Origin of the sequence: Microbulbifer sp. MKSA007 (genome assembly GCA_032615215.1) — a bacterium.
Classification (GTDB): domain Bacteria; phylum Pseudomonadota; class Gammaproteobacteria; order Pseudomonadales; family Cellvibrionaceae; genus Microbulbifer.
In genome coordinates, this window is sequence record CP128433.1 from 3,347,323 (window position 1) to 3,364,789 (window position 17,467).

Consider the following 17,467-nt stretch of genomic DNA (forward strand, 5'->3'; position numbering starts at 1 on the left):
AAGCAACATCAGTTACACGAGAGAATCTTAAGTATCCTGGCGAACCACTAAACTGCCAAAACCAATCAATAGGCCACCACTAAAACGCTGAACCCATCTTTGCATATTCTCACCAATGGAAGCCACTTTCCACTTCGACAACATAGTCGCAAGTGCCAGAAACCACAGGAATATTATTGATGCATGAAGTGAGACCAGCAGGAAAGCCTCATAGTAACTAGAGCTGCCAACTGAGATAAACTGCGGAAAGGCCGCGAGATAAAACATCGATACCTTGGGGTTAAGAATCTGGGTTAGAAAGCCCTCACCAAAATTTCGGTATGAGTTCCCAGGAGCTGCTGTAATTGGTGACAATTCATCCCCTGTATCCTTCACGGAAGATTTTGACAGCGTGGCTAATATCGTTTTCACACCCAAATAAACCAAGTAGGCAGCCCCAAGATATTTGATAATTGTATAAACCTCAGACGACTGCAATATAATCGCCGACAAGCCCAAAATTGAAATGGCACCATGGGCAAATGTTGCTGAAACCAGCCCAAAAATATTCTCTACTCCCGGCCTCAGCCCCCTACTAGCTACTGTTTTAAGAATCAGGACGCTGTTCGGCCCTGGTGAAATAACCAACAAAAGAGAGATTGCAGCAAATGCGAGGATTTCATTCATAACAATAAACACCTTAAAGAAAGCCAGTGGATAAGGGGTACATCTAAGGGGTATATCTAAGGAGGTCGCCGAGCCAAGGGTTGGCTCGGACTAAGGTCAATACAGGTAAGTTGCCGTACCGGTAGCAATCAATTCATCCGTGTCGTTAATCAACTCCATTCTCGTTACAACCAGCTTGTTACCGGTGCGCAGAATTGAGCCATGGCAAAGAAAGTGTTCTCCCCTGCCCGGCTTTAGGTAGTCAACACGCATGTCGACCGTACCCAGCTTTAATAGGCGGTCCACTTTTTCTTTCCAGTGCACATCTCCCAGATGCTGGTAGGCGGCGACCATTGCGGTCAAACCACCAACCGTATCCAGGGCGGTGGCAATTACGCCACCGTGCAGGATGTTCTTCCACACATTGCCGATCAACTGTGGGTTCAGTTCAAAGCCTGCGGAAAGTGTGAGCGCCTCCAGGTCCAGGTCGCGCATCTCAAGTCCAATTTGTTGATTAAAAGGAATCTGCTCAAAAAATTCCTTTACCAACGCCTGAAACTCACTGGGTGAGGGTTCTGTCATAGGCGGGCAACCCGGTTGAGCCCATCCAGCGCAGCACTGCGATATGCCTCTGCCATGGTGGGGTAGTTAAAGGTGGTATTAACGAAATAATCGATTGAATTATTCGGTGCTGGCTGTTTCATAATGGCCTGGCCAATATGCACAATCTCAGCTGCCTCTGCCCCAAAGCAGTGAATGCCCAGGATTTCGTGAGTCTCGATATGGAACAAAATCTTGAGCATGCCTACGCGCTCACCAGAAATCTGCGCCCGCGCAGTGTGCTTGAACAGTGCGCGGCCCACTTCGTAGGGTACTTTGGCTGCGGTTAGCTCTGATTCGGTTTTACCTACAGAGGAAATCTCTGGAAGGGTATAAATCCCGGTAGGCGCATCTTCAATTACTCGATGGCCACGGCCCGCAATCGCTGCTGCAACCGCACGCCCCTGGTCATAAGAGGCACTGGCAAGGCTCGGCCACCCAATCACATCACCTACCGCAAAGATATTTTCAATTTCGGTACAGTAGTGATCGTCAACGCTCAATTGTCCGCGATGGTTCGCTTCCAGGCCGACATTCTCCAGGCCGAGGGAGCTGGTGTTGCCAGTACGGCCATTACACCAGAGCAGTGCATCCGCATGAATACGTTTGCCAGACTGCATCTCCATAATTACGCCCTGCTCATTGGGCAGTACCCGCGCATACTCCTCCTGGTGGCGAACAGTCACGCCCATATCGCGCAGGTGATAGCTCAGTGCATCAGAAATCTCATCATCAAGAAATTCCAGCAGGCTGTTACGGGTATTAATCAAATCCACCTTAACGCCGAGGCCAGCGAAGATAGACGCGTATTCACAGCCGATAACACCAGCACCATAGATCATAATGGAGTGAGGGGTGTGCTGCATGTCCAGGATCATATCGCTGTCGTAGACCCGTTCGTGATCAAAGTCTACATCGGCGGGGCGATAAGGGCGTGAGCCAGTAGCAATAATAAATTTCTTCGCTGTAATAGTTTCCGCCGCACCATCGGGCATAAGCACCTCGACAGTATGTTCATCGCGGAACTTAGCTTCGCCGACGATCAGCTCAACCCGGTTGCGGGCATAAAATGAAGTGTGCATTTCCACCTGATAGGAAATGACTTTATTCACCGTCTGCATTACCTGGGGGAAAGTAAGGCGGCGGGGTTCACCCAATGCGCGAAAAACGCTCTGGGTGTTATAACGCATCAACTGTTTGACAGAGTGGCGCAGCGCCTTGGAGGGAATGGTACCTTTGTGAGTACAATTACCACCAACCACTTGGCGCTTTTCAATAACCGCAACGCGCATGCCCTTTTTTGCTGCGCTCATTGCGGCGGCCTCTCCAGCCGGGCCAGAACCAATTACTACCAGGTCAAACTTTTGCTCTGCCATTAAATGCTCTAATTCTATTTTCCAAACGGAGTCCACAGCGCGCTAACACCATTTACTCAATACTAAATATACGGTTATCGACACCACTTGTGCCAATGACATAAAACAACAAGCCCGTTGATCACGGGCTTGTTGGAGAAGGAAAGCTTACTTGCGTTTAGATGCGTCGTAAGCGAGATCTTCGGCAGTCATCTGCTGCTGTCTTTGCCTCTCCTGTTCCTTTTCACACTCATCGTCATCGCCACCACAGACTGTGCAATCCTGCTTCATGCCGATATTGTTGAGCCCGCCACAAGTTCCTTTTAACGGTTTGTTCTGAACCATGGCCCCGATCGCCATACCGGCAACAACGAGCAACATGGCCACAAAGGCAAATATGAAAATTGTCACTTCTCAGACCTCTCTACATAAGGTTTAAAGCCAGAGCTAGAACGCTCTTCGAAACCTGAATCAGTTTTCACCACCATAAAGACGGCTAGATTATCTCTTTCTGCCAGCGCCATGCCGGCATCAGCACCGAGGACATTGATCGCGGTAGCCAGACCATCGGCTTCAGCACAGGTTTCCGCAATAACGGTTACCGATGCCAACTTGTGCTTGATGGACCGCCCGGAGCGTGGGTCAATGCTATGGGAGTAACGAACACCATCCCTTTCGTAGTAGTTGCGATAGTCTCCACTAGTAGCTACTGCCTTCCCACTCACCGCAATTGGCTCCTGCACCATCTGCCCTGCCGCGCTGGGTACTTCAATGCCAATTACCCAGGTCTTACCCTTTGGATTCACACCCTTAGTTCGCAGTTCACCGCCAATCTCGACCAAGTAGTTTCGAATACCCAGGTCTTCCAATAGCTCGGCAACCCGATCAACGCCATGGCCCTTGGCAATCGCTGAAAGATCCACCTCAACGGGGCGGCTCTTGATAACAGTGTCTGGCTTACGGGTCAGGGTTAACGCATCGGAACCGACGACGGTTAGCAGATCGGCAATGTCTTTATCTGAGGGGATATGCTCCGGTTCGGGCTGGGGACCAAAACCCCACAAGTTGACCAGAGGGCCGACCGTCACCTCGAAAGCGCCCTCACTGCGGCGATAAATATCCAGGGACATTTCCAGTACATCTGCCAAGTGTTGGCTAACCGGGATCGCCTGCCCTACCGGGCTTTGGTTAAAGCGCATTAACTCAGAGTCGTCGATATAGGTCGACATCTCCTGGTTGACCTGCTGCAACTCATCGTCGATCAACTGCTGCAACTCACCCTGCTCCAGCCCAGAGGGCACCTGAACGACGGTGATGTGATAGCTGGTTCCCATGGTGCGGCCAGCCAACTGCCAGGACTCCGGCGAAGGAGCGCAAGCCGATAAAATTACAGCCGCCCAAAGCAAAAACAGGGCCGTAAAGACGGGCCCTGTTTTTGAGTTTGTCGGGCCTGTGATTGCTTTTAGCAAGCTAAGCCCTCCAATTATCCGCCGAAGTCATCCAGCAGGATATTTTCATCTTCTACACCCAAGTCCTTGAGCATATTGATGACTGCCGCGTTCATCATGGGCGGCCCACACATGTAGTACTCACAATCTTCCGGAGCCGGGTGGTCCTTCAGGTAGTTTTCATATACCACGTTGTGGATGAATCCGGTGTAACCCGTCCAATTGTCTTCCGGCTGTGGGTCGGACAGAGCCACATGCCACTGGAAGTTATCGAACTCGGAAGCCAGACCGTTGTAGTCATCTTCGTAGAACATCTCGCGCAGGGAGCGCGCACCGTACCAGAAGCTGATCTTACGGGTGGAATTCAGGCGCTTGAGCTGATCAAAGATGTGTGAACGCATTGGCGCCATACCGGCACCACCACCGATAAATACCATCTCGTTGTCAGTTTCCTTGGCGAAGAACTCACCAAAGGGACCGTACACCTTAATCTTGTCACCTGCCTTCAGGCTGAAAACGTAGGAAGACATCTGACCCGGCGGAATGCCCTCAGTACGGGGCGGCGGAGTCGCGATACGGATGTTGAACTTAACAACACCTTTCTCTTCCGGGTAGTTAGCCATGGAGTAAGCGCGAACCACAGGCTCGGTCACTTTGGACTCCAGCTTGAAGAAGCCAAAGTGCTCCCAGTCGCCACGGTACTGCTCTTCGACATCGAAGTCAGCAAACTTGACATGGTGAGCCGGAGCTTCCAGCTGTACGTAACCACCAGCGCGGAAGTCAACGTTTTCACCTTCGGGCAGACGCAGGGTCAGCTCCTTAATAAAGGTGGCCACGTTCGGGTTGGATTCCACAGTGCACTCCCACTGCTTAACACCAAACACCTCTTCCGGCACTTCGATTTCCATGTCTTGCTTAACCGCAACCTGACAGGAAAGACGCTTGCCTTCTTTTGCATCGCGCGGGGTAAAGTGAGCCGCTTCAGTCGGCAGCATATCGCCACCACCGGAATTCACCTTACAGATACACTGCGCACAGCTGCCGCCGCCACCACAGGCGGAGGCCAGGAACAGGTTGTTGGCAGCCAGGGTTTGCAGCAGCTTGCCGCCGGCCGGTACGGTGAGAGTCTTCTCACCGTTAACCAGGATGTTGACGTTGCCGGTGTTTACCAGGCGCGAGCGGGCCGCAAGGATCACCGCTACCAGCGCCAAAACGATGACGGTAAACATCGCTACGCCGAGGATAATTTCAATACTCATTCTATTGTTTTCCCCGCTTAGATATCGATGCCGCCGAAGGACATGAAGCCCAGGGACATCAGACCAACAGTTACGAAGGTGATACCCAGACCTTTCAGGCCATCCGGAACGTCACTGTACTTCAGCTTTTCACGAATACCGGCCAGAGCGGTAATCGCCAGTGCCCAGCCGAGGCCGGCACCGAAGCCATAGGCAACACTCTCGCCAAACGCGTACTCGCGCTCAACCATGAACAAGGAAGCACCCATGATGGCGCAGTTCACGGTAATCAGCGGCAGGAATACACCCAGCGCGTTGTAGAGAGCCGGTACATATTTATCCAGGAACATCTCCAGGATCTGTACCAGTGCCGCAATTACGCCGATGTAGGACAACAGGCCGAGGAAGCTCAGGTCCACGTCGGGGTAACCGGCCCAGGCCAGTGCACCGTCTTTCAGCAGGTAGGTGTAGATCAGGTTGTTCACAGGTACTGTCAGAGTCAGCACCACGATAACCGCAACACCCAGGCCAATAGCGGCCTCGATCTTCTTCGATACCGCCAGGAAGGTACACATACCGAGGAAGAAGGCCAGCGCCATGTTTTCAACGAAAACGGCGCGGATAATCAAAGAAATATAATGTTCCACGGATTAGGCCTCCTGCGCTTGGGAATTAGGCGCAATCTTGAACTCATCTTCTTCCACCTGTGCCGGTTTCCAGGCACGGATCGCCCAGATGAACAGGCCGATCAGGAAGAATGCACTCGGCGGCAACAGCAGCAGGCCGTTGGGGATATACCAACCACCGTTGCTCACGGTAGTCAGGATATCTACACCGAACAGTTTGCCGGCGCCGAAGAGTTCACGAACCACCGCGAGACCGATCAGGATCACACTGTATCCCAGACCGTTACCAAGACCGTCGAAGAAGCTGGGCAGCGGCGGGTTCTTCATAGCGAAGGCTTCCGCACGGCCCATTACGATACAGTTGGTAATGATCAGACCAACGAATACAGACAGCTGCTTGGAGATGTCGTAAGCCAGGGCCTTGATCAGCTGGTCCACCAGGATTACCAAAGAGGCAATCACGGTCATCTGTACAATGATACGGATGCTGTTCGGGATCTGTTTGCGGATCAGGGATACCGCAACGTTGGAACAGGCCACAACCGAGGTCAGTGCGATACACATTACCAGGGTAACCTGCAGCGAGCTGGTAACAGCCAGTGCAGAACAGATACCCAGGATCTGCAGCGCGATCGGGTTGTTGTTAAAAATCGGCTCTAGCAGAGTATCTTTAATTTTCATGCTTATGCCTCCCCTGCTTTCAGGTTTTTCAGGAAGGGACCATAACCCTGGTTACCCAACCAGAAGTTCACCAGGTTGCTAACGCCCTTACTGGTCAGAGTTGCACCAGACAGACCATCTACTTCGTGAATCGCGTCTGGGCTGTTGGGGTTAACCTGACCCTTGATCACTGCGATATCCACGTCGCCCTGGTTGTTGAAGACTTTCTTACCAATCCACTGGGCCTTCCAGTTGGGGTTGTCAACTTCACCACCCAGTCCCGGAGTTTCCTTGTGCTCGTAGAAGCCGAGGCCCGCTACGGTGTCGAGGTTGCTCTCCAGAGCGAGGAAGCCGTACAGGGTGCCCCACAGGCCATAACCGCGAATCGGCAGAATGATCTTGTCCAGCTTGCCGTCTTTCTCTACCAGGTATACCTCTTTGGTATTTTCCCGGCGGATAATTTTGGCAGTGTCCTCGTCAGCCGGCAGTTTTTCACTGTCAGACGGGATCTTGGCAGCAGCGCGACCGCTGCCACCAGCCGGAGCCTGATCGGTAAACTTACCGGTATTCAGGTCGACGTATTTGATTTTTACGTCGGCGAAGGCCTTTTCGACTTCCGCTTTATCAGCGTGAGAGTCTTTCAACAGACCGCCAGCCATCAGTACGTTGCGCTTCATGTCCAGCTCGGCATTCGCCTGCTGGGCAGGCTTCAGCATTACCGCAGCGGTGGATACCACTACGGAGCACACCAGGCACATTACCAGCGCGACAATCAGAGTACCGGTTACGGAATCTTTATTAGCCACGTGCCAACCTCCGTTTGATATTGGACTGCACCACAAAGTGGTCAAACAGCGGAGCGAACAGGTTGGCGAACAGGATCGCCAGCATCATGCCTTCCGGGAAGGCCGGGTTCACCACACGAATCAGGACAACCATCACCCCGATCAGGATGCCGTACCACCAGCGACCGGTGTTGGTCATCGCAGCGGATACAGGGTCCGTAGTCATAAAGATCAGACCGAAGGCAAAACCGCCCACTACCAGGTGCCAGTACCAGGGTACCTGGAACATCGGGTTGGTCTCGGAACCAATCATGTTAAACATGAAAGAGGTGGCCATCATACCCAGCAGGGTGCCAGCTACGATGCGCCAGCTGGCGATCTTCATACCCATCAGGATTACGCCGGCAATCAGGATAGCCAGGGTAGAAGTTTCACCAATGGAACCATGGATCTGACCGAAGAAAGCGTCGAACCAGGTTACCTGGCCAACAGCAGCATTGACGATACCGTTCTGGATACCTTCACTGGCCATAACAGACAGCGCGGTAGCACCGGTGTAACCGTCAACCGCAGTCCAAACCGCATCTCCAGACATTGCTGCCGGATAGGCAAAGAATACGAAGGCACGGCCGGTAAGAGCCGGGTTGAGGAAGTTCTTGCCGGTACCACCGAATACTTCCTTACCGATAACCACACCGAAGCTGATGCCCATAGCCACCATCCACAGAGGCAGATCCGGCGGACAGGTCAAGGCGAACAGGATGGAGGTTACAAAGAAGCCTTCGTTGACTTCGTGACCGCGCACCGCAGCAAACAGGACTTCCCAGATACCGCCCACAATAAAAGTGACCGCATAAATAGGCAGGAAGTACATAGCGCCGTAGACAAAGTTGTCCCACAGGCTAGCTGGGTTGTAGGAAGTCAGAGCGCCGATAATGGCGTGACGCCAGCCGGACAGATCCGGGTTGGTCATACCTTCCAGAATGGTGTTGGACTGGAAGCCGATATTCCACATACCGTAGAACGCCGGGATCATGGCACAAGCCCAAACAGTGATCATAATACGCTTCAGGTCGATACCGTCGCGCACGTGAGCAGTGGTTTTGGTCTTGTCTGCCGGCTGGAACAGACCGGTGTCAATCGCTTCAAACAGGGCGTAGAACTTTTCGAACTTACCGCCTTTGTGAAACTTGGGTTCGATCGAATCGAGGAATTTACGCAACATACTTACCCCTCCTTCTCAATACGGGTCAGGTTGTCCCGCAAAATGGGGCCGTACTCGTACTTGCCCGGGCACACAAAGGTGCACAACGCCAGATCTTCTTCGTCCAGCTCCAGTGCGCCCAGCCTCTGCGCCATTGCAGTATCGCCAACGATCAGGGAGCGCAGCAACTGAGTGGGCAGTACATCCAGCGGCATGACTTTCTCATAACTACCGACCGGTACCATGGCACGCTCAGAACCGTTGGTGCTGGTGGTGAAGTTGAACAGCTTGTTCTTCACCAGGCGCGACAGATAAATCGGGAATACAGAGAAACGCTTATTACCAGCACGCAGATAGTGCAGGAACGGACGCTCATCGCCCTCTTCCAGTACAGAAATCTGGTTGTGGTAGCGACCCAGGTAAGCCATCGGGCCAGCAGCGGTGCGGCCACCGAATACAGAGCCGGAGATGATGCGATCGTTATCGCCTTTCAGCTCATCAGAAGTCAGGGTTTCCAGACTGGCACCGAGGCGGGTGCGCAGCAGACGCGGCTGCTTGACCTGAGGGCCTGCCAGGGAAACGACACGATCGGTAAACAGCTTACCGGTGGTAAACAGTTTGCCTACAGCGATCACATCCTGGTAATTAATGGTAAATACACTGCGGTTGCCAGAAACTGGCTTCAGGTAGTGGATGTGGGTACCGGACAAGCCTGCCGGATGGGGGCCGGCAAAGGTTTCGCGGCGAATATTCGCTGCGCTCGGTACTGGAATATCCGCATCCGGAGCAGTACAGACGTAAGTGGTTTCTGCCAGCTTGGAAAGAATCTCAACGCCCTGGGAGAAGGCTTTGGGATTCTCAGCAATCACTACTTCTGGATTGGCTGCCAGAGGGTTGGTGTCCATCGCATTGATAAACACCGCTACCGGCTCAGCGTCCAGGGCGGGAACGCGGCTGAACGGGCGGGTGCGCAGTGCGGTCCACATGCCGGACTCAACCAGGTTTTCAACGACCTGTTCGCGAGTCAGACCAGACAGTTTATCTGCGCTGTAGCTTTGGAACTGTTCCGCTGCATCGCCGTCTATGCCAATCACGACGGATTGCAGAACACGACGAGCGCCACGGTTAATCGCAACAACACGACCGGCAGCAGGCGCTGTGTAGCGCACGCCTTCAGTTTTTTTGTCGCTAAACAACAGCTGACCAAGATTGACGCGATCCCCTACTGCCACTGCCATTGTCGGCTTCATCCCGTGATAATCGGGGCCGAGAACAGCAACGGTCTTGATCGCAGGTCCTTTTTGAATGACCTGCTCGGGCGCGCCGGATATGGGTAAGTCCAATCCCCGACGGATCTTTCTCATACGCCTATGCCTAAGTTTCTAGTTTAAAAAATTGCAATAGGACCCACCGTCCCATGCCTGGGATGACGGGTCCTATTGTGGAATTCCGTGCTGCGAGGGCTTATGCCGTATCACCCGTGAACCGGGAGGAAGGAAGCTGACTAATTGGTTGTGCGCGCTAACTTCTCGGCGCACGGCCGCCCCGCAAAATCGCGCGCATTATAAAGACGGGCCAGGATCTTTACCAGCCTGGAAAGTCGTTAAGTGGCACTAAGATCGGAAATTTCTGTTGAAAAAACAGGGATTTGGGGAGGCATGGCGCGGCGACTGGGACAGTCGCCGGAACCCCGCAGTCGGCTCTGGGTACCGACTGCGGCGAGGAGGCTTGACGCCTTAGTCTTCTTTGGGGAACTGCTTATAACGAACGCCAGCCATATCTTCCAGGCAGCGAACCACCTGACAGCTATAGCCGAACTCGTTGTCATACCAGCAGTAGAGCACAGCGTTCTTGCCATCCACGATAGTCGCAGTGGAATCGAATACGCAGGCAACGCGGGAGCCAACAAAATCGCTGGACACCACTTCCGGGGAGTTGGTGAAATCGATCTGCTGACGCAGCGGCGAGTGCAGTGCCACATCGCGCATATATTCGTTCAGCTCTTCCTTGGTGGTCTCTTTACCCAGGTTCAGGTTAAGGATCGCCATGGAAACATTAGGGGTCGGAACGCGAATTGCGTTGCCGGTGAGCTTACCTTTCAGCTCGGGCAGCGCTTTGGCAACCGCCTTGGCAGCACCGGTTTCAGTCAGAACCATATTCAGCGCTGCTGCGCGACCGCGACGCTCACCTTTGTGGTAGTTGTCGATCAGGTTCTGGTCGTTGGTGTAGGCGTGTACAGTTTCTACGTGGCCGTGCTCAACGCCGTAGCCATCCATCATCGCTTTCAGGACAGGCACGATGGCGTTAGTGGTACAGGAAGCGGCGGACAGTACCTTGTCTTCCGGCTTGATGTCGCTGCTGTTGATACCGTAAACGATATTCTTGATATCGCCCTTGCCCGGTGCGGTCAGCAGCACCTTGGAAGCGCCTGGGCTCTGCAGGTGCTGGCTCAGACCTTCTTCATCGCGCCATACACCGGTGCTGTCAACGATAATCGCATCGTCGATACCGTGCTGGGTGTAATCCACTTCCTGAGGGGAGTTGGCGTAGATGATCTTGATTTCGTTACCGTTACAGATCAGGGAGTTGGTCTCCTCGTCCACACGGATAGTGCCCTGGAAGGCGCCATGTACGGAGTCGCGACGCAGCAGAGAAGCGCGCTTCACCAAGTCGTTGGGGGCCTTGCCCTTGCGCAGTACGATAGCGCGCAGACGCAGAACATCACCACTACCAGCCTTGTCGATCAGCAGGCGGGCAACCAGACGGCCGATGCGACCAAAACCGTAGATCACAACATCTTTGGATTCGGGCAGAGGCTTGCCGGCACCCGCTGCGTCGGACAGCTCTTCACGTACAAACTCGTCCACAGACAAGCCGCGATCGTCGCGCATGTACTTGTTGGTCATGGTTCCCAGGTCGATATGTACGGGACCCAGCTCCATCTTGCAGATGGCTTCCAATACAGGGAAGGTTTCAAACTCGGAGAGTTCATTTTCCTCAACCTGACGCACGAAACGGTGCGCTTTCATAATGCTCAGCACTGAGCGATTAACCAGGTTGCGGCCGTACATATAAATACCGACGTTGCTCTCACGGTTGAGCTTTCCAATCATCGGAATCATGGATTCAGCCAGTGCTTCACGCTGTTTCCAGTCCTTGAAAAAGTCCGCGGGCTTCGGTCGCTTCTGAGTCACTATCGGACACCTCTGCAATGTATTTAGTAGGCAAGAAATACGGCCTTGAAACCACTCAGGACCGCATGGCTGCGCATTATAGTGTTCGCTTTACACTGCGCAACTGAGCAAAAAAGAGCCAAAAAAATGTAGTAAAACTACCTTTTTGTAGTCCACCCGAGCGACATTGCGCAATCCATAAAAAAGCGTAGTTGTTCCCGACTGGAAACACAGGCAGGGTTAACATTCCCTGCAAGCAAAACTGTTCGCGGCTACAATAGCCGACCTCGAAGACATCTCGAATGAATGCGCGGATATATAAGGAAAGATGACAGAAATACAGCCCCTGACCCCACCGAAGTTTCGCTCCTCCAGTGACCGACAATTTTGGGGACAACTGCATGGCGCAGCTGCCGCGCTCGCCATCCTCAACGCGGCACGCAATAACAAAGCGCCCACCCTGTTAATCACAAAGGACAGTCTCGAAGCGCACCGTTTAGAGGTGCAATTGAAATTTTTTAACAAAGCGCGGCGAGATAAGGGGGAAAACAGGGAGCTGGAAATTTTCCATTTTCCCGACTGGGAAATTCTCCCCTACGACACCTTCTCTCCCCACCAGGATATCATCTCGGATCGCCTTGCCACCCTCTACCAGCTGCCGAAAATGGGGGCTGGGATCGTCATAATCCCAGTCAGCACCCTGATGCACCGGCTACCGCCCTGCAATTATATTGCCGGCAATGCGCTGATATTGGAGGAGGGGCAGCAGTTTGATATCGATATCCAGCGGAGACTGCTGGAGCAGGCCGGCTACCACTGCGTAGACACCGTCTACGAACACGGCGAATTCGCTGTGCGTGGCTCACTGATGGATATTTTCCCAATGGGCAGCCCCCTGCCCTACCGCATCGATCTGTTCGACGATGAAATTGAATCCCTGCGCACCTTTGACCCGGAAACCCAACGCACCATCGACAAGGTGAAAACCATTCACCTTTTACCTGCACGGGAATTCCCTTTGCACAAGGCTGCCCTGTCAGGGTTTCTGCAAAATTGGCACGGTGAATTCGATAGCGATCCCAGCCAAGTGCCAATTTACCAGGATATCAGTGCAGGAATTGCCCCGGCGGGCATTGAGTACTACCTGCCCCTGTTCTTCGATGGCAACTGCTCAAGCCTGTTCGACTATCTGCCCGAGGGCAGCCAGGCATTTTTACAGGGAGATATCCAACAGCCGCTGGACAATTTCTGGCGCGAAGTCAGCAACCGCTATGAAAGTCGTCGCGGCGACCTGACCCGCCCCATATTGCCACCGCGCCAGATTTTACTGGAAATTGATGAGCTTAACGGTGCCCTGAAGTCCATGCCCCGGGCAATCTTCTCTGCGGAGAGTCTTCCGGAAGCCCAGGGCAACTGTAATTTTGACACTTCCGTACCCCCCTCACTGCCAGTAGATGGCAAGTCCGAACAACCCCTGGCTGCACTGGAAAGCTACCTGATGGAATACTCCGGTCGGGTGCTATTTTGTGCTGAAAGTAGCGGGCGTCGCGAAGCGCTGCTGGAGCTATTAAAGGGCATACGGCTCAGCCCTCCCAGCTTCCAAAGCTGGCAGGACTTCCTCGCAGCAAAGGACACTATCGGCATTACCGTAGCCCCCATCGATCAAGGGCTGCTGCTTAAGGACCCGCAAATCAACCTGATCGCAGAACCGCAGTTATTTGGTGAGCGGGTACTGCAGCAACGCCGCCGTAAAAAAGCCAAAGATGAAGCGGACAACGCGGTTAAAAACCTGGCTGAACTGCGCATGGGCACTCCCGTCGTTCACATTGATCACGGCGTAGGTCGTTATCGCGGCCTACAGCACCTGGAGATCGACGGGCAACCGGCAGAATTCCTGACCCTTGAATATGCCGACGATGCCAAGCTCTACGTACCGGTAGCCAGCCTGCACTTGATCAGCCGCTACTCCGGTGCCGATGAAGCCCTGGCCCCACTGCACAGAATGGGCAGTGAACAGTGGCAAAAAGCCAAACGCAAAGCCGCCGAGAAAGTCCGCGATGCAGCTGCGGAGCTCCTGGATATCTACGCCCGCCGCGAAGCCCGTATTGGCCATGCCTTCGATAACCCTCAATTGGCCTACCGAGAATTTTCCGCAGGTTTCCCCTTCGAGGAAACTCCAGATCAACAACAAGCCATCGAGGCAGTTCTGGGGGATATGCTCTCAGATAAGCCGATGGACCGACTGGTTTGCGGCGACGTGGGATTCGGTAAGACAGAAGTGGCCATGCGGGCTGCATTTGTCTCGGCCCACGCAGGTATGCAAGTGGCCATGCTGGTTCCCACCACCCTGTTGGCCCAGCAACACTATCAATCCTTCCAGGATCGCTTTGCCGATTGGCCGATCAATATCGAGGTGATCTCCCGCTTCCGCTCTGGCAAGGAAGTGGACAGCGTGAAAGAGAAGGTTGCCAGTGGCAAGGTGGATATCCTGGTTGGCACCCACAAGCTGTTGCAAAGCGATCTGGACTTTAAAAATCTCGGCCTGCTGATTATCGACGAAGAACACCGCTTTGGCGTCCGGCAGAAGGAGCGCCTCAAGAGCCTGCGCTCCGAGGTGGATATCCTCAACCTTACCGCCACCCCTATTCCCCGCACCCTAAATATGGCCATGGCCGGTATTCGCGATCTATCGGTGATCGCCACCCCACCAGCGCGGCGTCTCTCTGTGAAAACCTTCGTGCGCGAGCGCGATGATGCCTTGGTAAAAGAGGCTATCCTGCGGGAGATCTTACGCGGCGGTCAGGTGTATTTCCTGCACAACGAAGTCAAAAGCATTGAGCGAATCGCGCGGGAGCTACAGGAGATGATTCCCGAGGCCCGTATCGGCATAGGCCATGGCCAGATGCGCGAACGGGAGCTGGAACAGGTGATGAGCGACTTCTATCACAAGCGCTTTAATGTCCTGGTCTGTACCACCATCATCGAAACCGGTATCGACGTCCCCACAGCCAACACGATACTGATCGAGCGCGCAGACAAGTTCGGCCTGGCCCAGCTTCACCAGTTGCGCGGTCGCGTGGGGCGCTCGCACCACCAGGCCTACGCCTATCTACTGACTCCCAACAAGCGCTCCATGACCAATGACGCCGTGAAGCGCCTGGAAGCGATTAGCGAGGCCCAGGATTTAGGTGCAGGCTTTACCCTGGCTACCCACGACCTGGAAATTCGCGGTGCAGGCGAACTGCTAGGTGAGGAACAAAGCGGGCAGATTCAGAGTGTCGGCTTCAACTTGTATATGGAGATGCTCGACAAGGCAGTGAAGGCCATTCGCGAGGGCCGCACACCGAATATTGACGAACCCCTCGAATCCCCTGCGGTGGACGTCAATCTGCGGGTTGCTGCGCTGATTCCCGAGGACTACCTGCCCGATGTCCACGGCCGTCTGATCATGTACAAACGCATTGCCAATGCCACCGACGGGCAGCAACTGAAAGAACTTCAGGTAGAGATGATCGACCGTTTCGGGCTACTGCCGGAATCGGTAAAACACTTGTTCCGCACCACGGAGATCAAGTTAAAGGCCGAGAATATGGGCATCCGCAAACTTGAGGCCTCTGCGGCAAGAGGGCGTATCGAATTTGCGGAGAATACCCGTGTAGATCCGCTCACTTTGGTTAAGATGGTGCAAACCCAGCCGGGACGCTACCAGCTGGCCGGCGCCAACCAACTGAATTTCAGTCTCGATGAGGAGGGTACTGATCGCAAGCTCCAGGAAATTAACGAAGTTCTGGAAAAGCTTGCACAGTGATACCATCCGGCAGGCAGCAGCGGGAGCTGGCGGCAAAACTAATTAGTCTCCTACTCCCGCTTAAACGGCCTGTCGGCAATGACACCCTCGGCACCCAAATAGAATTGTTTAAGTGGTAAACCCATGAAAAGGATAATTAGCCTCTGCTCAACCCTGGCGCTCACGCTGGCAGCAACCAGTGCCCAGGCCGTCAACTACGCTGGCAATACTTTCGAAATAGAAATGATCGTATTCGAGCGCCCCCAGGGGATGGAAAGAACCGCAGAGACCTGGCCGACGGCACCCCGTCTTCAGTATCCATCAAAGTGGATCGACTTTGACACCCTGCGCACCCCAACTCAGCCAACAGAGGATGAGGTGCTATCGCTTGAAGACATCATCTCGAGCCCAGAAACGAGCGGCCCAGCCGATATTGAATCATCGGAGCTTGAGGGCGACGCATCTACTAGTTCGCAGAACTCTGAGCAAGCACAAAGAAACTTGCTGCTAAGACCTGTACCCAGGCTGCTGGACAACAAAGCCGCCGCAATTTCCAGGGCTGGTGACAGGGTCCTGTTTCACAAGGCCTGGCGCCAGGTTTTAAATACCAAGAGAAACTCTCCGGCCATTCTGATTGATGGCGGTAGCCAGCTCAGCGGCCACAGCCAGCTTGAGGGATCTATCACCCTGAGTGTCGCTCGCTATTTACATATCAGTACTAATTTGTGGCTCAGCGATTTTTATACGCAACCCGGGGAACACAGTATTCTTCTTCCTCAACGCCCACAAAATAAAATCGAAAAGCCGCTACAAATCCTAACCGGCAATTACAGTGATATTGAAAATTCATATTCACAAAATAACGGGTTTGATATCGAAAATAGTCAGGGCGCAATTAACACAACTGAGCCACTCACACTGGGCGAGCCGGAATTTATAAAAGAAGAGCCATTATATGTAGCCCATACTGCGAGACTGCAACACGAGAGACGTTTGCGTAGCGGACAACTTCATTATATCGACCACCCTGCATTTGGAATTCTTATTGAAGTGCGCACTGTAGCCAAACCCAAAGAAGATTCGCAAAATATGGATATGCTTAATTCCGACCAAGAAAAAGATAACCGCACGGAAAGTTAATTTATTTAAATAATCGACTTTCGCCAAAAGCCCCAGCAAATCTTGCCGGGGCTGTTATTTTAAATATACCTTTAAAACTCTTCACCTCAAACGAATTAATTTCACCATCACTGCAAGCACACCCCACCCAACCGATATTTAATCAATTTATCTTTAATCAAAATACAGCCAGCAAACAAGCAAATACCGCCACCCCACAACAACAAAAAAATTACTATCAGTAGGCCAATATTCCGGGAGTATTAAAGTAATAATTAGCACAGGGTATTGCGCACAATAAACTCACTCATATACACACAATTACATTGGGGGCTTTAGGCGGGGCGGGATATGACCAAACCTACAAAGAGGGACACAAATGCAACTTAAAGAAGAAAAGCCTATATCCACTGCAAAGTAGCAAACAAAAAAGCGGATCATAAAGATCCGCTTTTCAGAGGCGCTGACAGGGCCGGCGTCAATTGAGCCGCAGGACCCTACACGACAACAGTTCTTTCAACGAGTGATCTATAAATCACTCACAGGGAACAACATCTTCCGCCAGCAGTCCTTTGTCACCTTGTTGCATTTCGAACTCTACCGCCTGCCCCTCATTAAGGGTTTTGTAGCCCTCGCCGCGAATGCTGCGATAGTGAACGAAAATATCTTCAGTTCCTTCTCCACAGGTGATGAAGCCATAACCCCGTGCGTTATTAAACCACTTCACTGTACCTGTAACGCGATCACTCATTGAGAAAACCTCATTATTGTTATTGCGCCTACCTCTTTTACCTCACTGCTCAATTCGGCAAGAGGGGCAAACGCCA

15 protein-coding genes are annotated in these 17,467 nt (G+C 53.0%); 2 read left to right on the plus strand and 13 right to left on the minus strand.

Translation table 11 applies throughout. The annotated features are described in order from the left end of the window. Positions 1-27 precede the first annotated feature (27 nt). The 12 genes from QT397_17725 to QT397_17780 all read right to left on the minus strand — a co-directional run bounded on the left by QT397_17725 (position 28) and on the right by QT397_17780 (position 11,755). Positions 28-666: a LysE family translocator gene (locus tag QT397_17725; GenBank protein WNZ54715.1), complete on the minus strand. Its 639-nt coding sequence runs from the start codon at positions 664-666 to the stop codon at positions 28-30. 96 nt (positions 667-762) lie between these two features. After that, positions 763-1,227: a thioesterase family protein gene (locus tag QT397_17730; GenBank protein ID WNZ54716.1), complete on the minus strand. Its 465-nt coding sequence runs from the start codon at positions 1,225-1,227 to the stop codon at positions 763-765. Further along, positions 1,224-2,621, minus strand: a complete 1,398-nt coding sequence (gene sthA / locus QT397_17735) for a Si-specific NAD(P)(+) transhydrogenase (protein WNZ54717.1) — start codon at positions 2,619-2,621, stop codon at positions 1,224-1,226. Before sthA ends, QT397_17730 begins: the two co-directional genes overlap by 4 nt. A gap of 147 nt (positions 2,622-2,768) precedes the next feature. After that, entirely contained in the window at positions 2,769-3,011 is a 243-nt protein-coding gene (nqrM, locus tag QT397_17740; protein WNZ54718.1) for a (Na+)-NQR maturation NqrM, read from the minus strand. Beyond that, positions 3,008-4,069 (minus strand): FAD:protein FMN transferase, encoded by a 1,062-nt coding sequence (locus QT397_17745; GenBank protein WNZ54719.1) that lies wholly within the window; start codon positions 4,067-4,069, stop codon positions 3,008-3,010. Before QT397_17745 ends, nqrM begins: the two co-directional genes overlap by 4 nt. A 14-nt stretch (positions 4,070-4,083) precedes the next feature. Then, positions 4,084-5,307, minus strand: a complete 1,224-nt coding sequence (gene nqrF, locus QT397_17750; GenBank protein WNZ54720.1) for an NADH:ubiquinone reductase (Na(+)-transporting) subunit F — start codon at positions 5,305-5,307, stop codon at positions 4,084-4,086. A gap of 17 nt (positions 5,308-5,324) precedes the next feature. Further along, the gene (nqrE, locus tag QT397_17755) at positions 5,325-5,933 is read right to left on the minus strand and encodes an NADH:ubiquinone reductase (Na(+)-transporting) subunit E (GenBank protein WNZ54721.1); all 609 of its coding nucleotides are present in this window, start codon (positions 5,931-5,933) and stop codon (positions 5,325-5,327) included. A 3-nt stretch (positions 5,934-5,936) separates the two neighbouring features. Further along, positions 5,937-6,593 carry an NADH:ubiquinone reductase (Na(+)-transporting) subunit D gene (locus QT397_17760; GenBank protein ID WNZ54722.1) on the minus strand — a complete coding sequence of 219 codons (657 nt, stop codon included), beginning with the start codon at positions 6,591-6,593 and terminating at the stop codon, positions 5,937-5,939. Positions 6,594-6,595: 2 nt separating this feature from the next. Next, positions 6,596-7,378, minus strand: a complete 783-nt coding sequence (locus QT397_17765; protein ID WNZ54723.1) for a Na(+)-translocating NADH-quinone reductase subunit C — start codon at positions 7,376-7,378, stop codon at positions 6,596-6,598. After that, positions 7,371-8,582 carry an NADH:ubiquinone reductase (Na(+)-transporting) subunit B gene (locus QT397_17770; GenBank protein WNZ54724.1) on the minus strand — a complete coding sequence of 404 codons (1,212 nt, stop codon included), beginning with the start codon at positions 8,580-8,582 and terminating at the stop codon, positions 7,371-7,373. The genes QT397_17765 and QT397_17770 overlap by 8 nt, the downstream gene beginning before the upstream one ends. Positions 8,583-8,584: 2 nt before the next feature. Beyond that, positions 8,585-9,925: a Na(+)-translocating NADH-quinone reductase subunit A gene (locus tag QT397_17775; GenBank protein ID WNZ54725.1), complete on the minus strand. Its 1,341-nt coding sequence runs from the start codon at positions 9,923-9,925 to the stop codon at positions 8,585-8,587. Between the two features lie 372 nt (positions 9,926-10,297). Beyond that, the gene (locus QT397_17780) at positions 10,298-11,755 is read right to left on the minus strand and encodes a glyceraldehyde-3-phosphate dehydrogenase (protein ID WNZ54726.1); all 1,458 of its coding nucleotides are present in this window, start codon (positions 11,753-11,755) and stop codon (positions 10,298-10,300) included. Between the two features lie 307 nt (positions 11,756-12,062). Here QT397_17780 and mfd point away from each other — a divergent pair, with 307 nt between their 5' ends. Continuing rightward, positions 12,063-15,542, plus strand: a complete 3,480-nt coding sequence (gene mfd, locus QT397_17785; GenBank protein ID WNZ54727.1) for a transcription-repair coupling factor — start codon at positions 12,063-12,065, stop codon at positions 15,540-15,542. 123 nt (positions 15,543-15,665) lie between these two features. Beyond that, positions 15,666-16,661 carry a CsiV family protein gene (locus QT397_17790; GenBank protein ID WNZ54728.1) on the plus strand — a complete coding sequence of 332 codons (996 nt, stop codon included), beginning with the start codon at positions 15,666-15,668 and terminating at the stop codon, positions 16,659-16,661. A gap of 514 nt (positions 16,662-17,175) precedes the next feature. On the opposite strand, the gene QT397_17795 is transcribed toward QT397_17790, so the two are convergent. Continuing rightward, positions 17,176-17,391, minus strand: coding sequence for a cold shock domain-containing protein (locus tag QT397_17795; GenBank protein ID WNZ54729.1), 216 nt, complete (start codon positions 17,389-17,391; stop codon positions 17,176-17,178). Positions 17,392-17,467 lie beyond the last annotated feature (76 nt).

What these genes read in the sequence shown, in the direction of transcription:
- QT397_17725 (WNZ54715.1), bottom strand. Translation starts at nt 666, where the DNA reads ATGAATGAAATCCTCGCATTTGCTGCAATCTCTCTTTTGTTGGTTATT.
- QT397_17730 (WNZ54716.1), bottom strand. Translation starts at nt 1,227, where the DNA reads ATGACAGAACCCTCACCCAGTGAGTTTCAGGCGTTGGTAAAGGAATTT.
- sthA (WNZ54717.1), bottom strand. Translation starts at nt 2,621, where the DNA reads ATGGCAGAGCAAAAGTTTGACCTGGTAGTAATTGGTTCTGGCCCGGCT.
- nqrF (WNZ54720.1), bottom strand. Translation starts at nt 5,307, where the DNA reads ATGAGTATTGAAATTATCCTCGGCGTAGCGATGTTTACCGTCATCGTT.
- QT397_17760 (WNZ54722.1), bottom strand. Translation starts at nt 6,593, where the DNA reads ATGAAAATTAAAGATACTCTGCTAGAGCCGATTTTTAACAACAACCCG.
- QT397_17770 (WNZ54724.1), bottom strand. Translation starts at nt 8,582, where the DNA reads ATGTTGCGTAAATTCCTCGATTCGATCGAACCCAAGTTTCACAAAGGC.
- QT397_17775 (WNZ54725.1), bottom strand. Translation starts at nt 9,925, where the DNA reads ATGAGAAAGATCCGTCGGGGATTGGACTTACCCATATCCGGCGCGCCC.
- mfd (WNZ54727.1), top strand. Translation starts at nt 12,063, where the DNA reads ATGACAGAAATACAGCCCCTGACCCCACCGAAGTTTCGCTCCTCCAGT.
- QT397_17790 (WNZ54728.1), top strand. Translation starts at nt 15,666, where the DNA reads ATGAAAAGGATAATTAGCCTCTGCTCAACCCTGGCGCTCACGCTGGCA.
- QT397_17795 (WNZ54729.1), bottom strand. Translation starts at nt 17,391, where the DNA reads ATGAGTGATCGCGTTACAGGTACAGTGAAGTGGTTTAATAACGCACGG.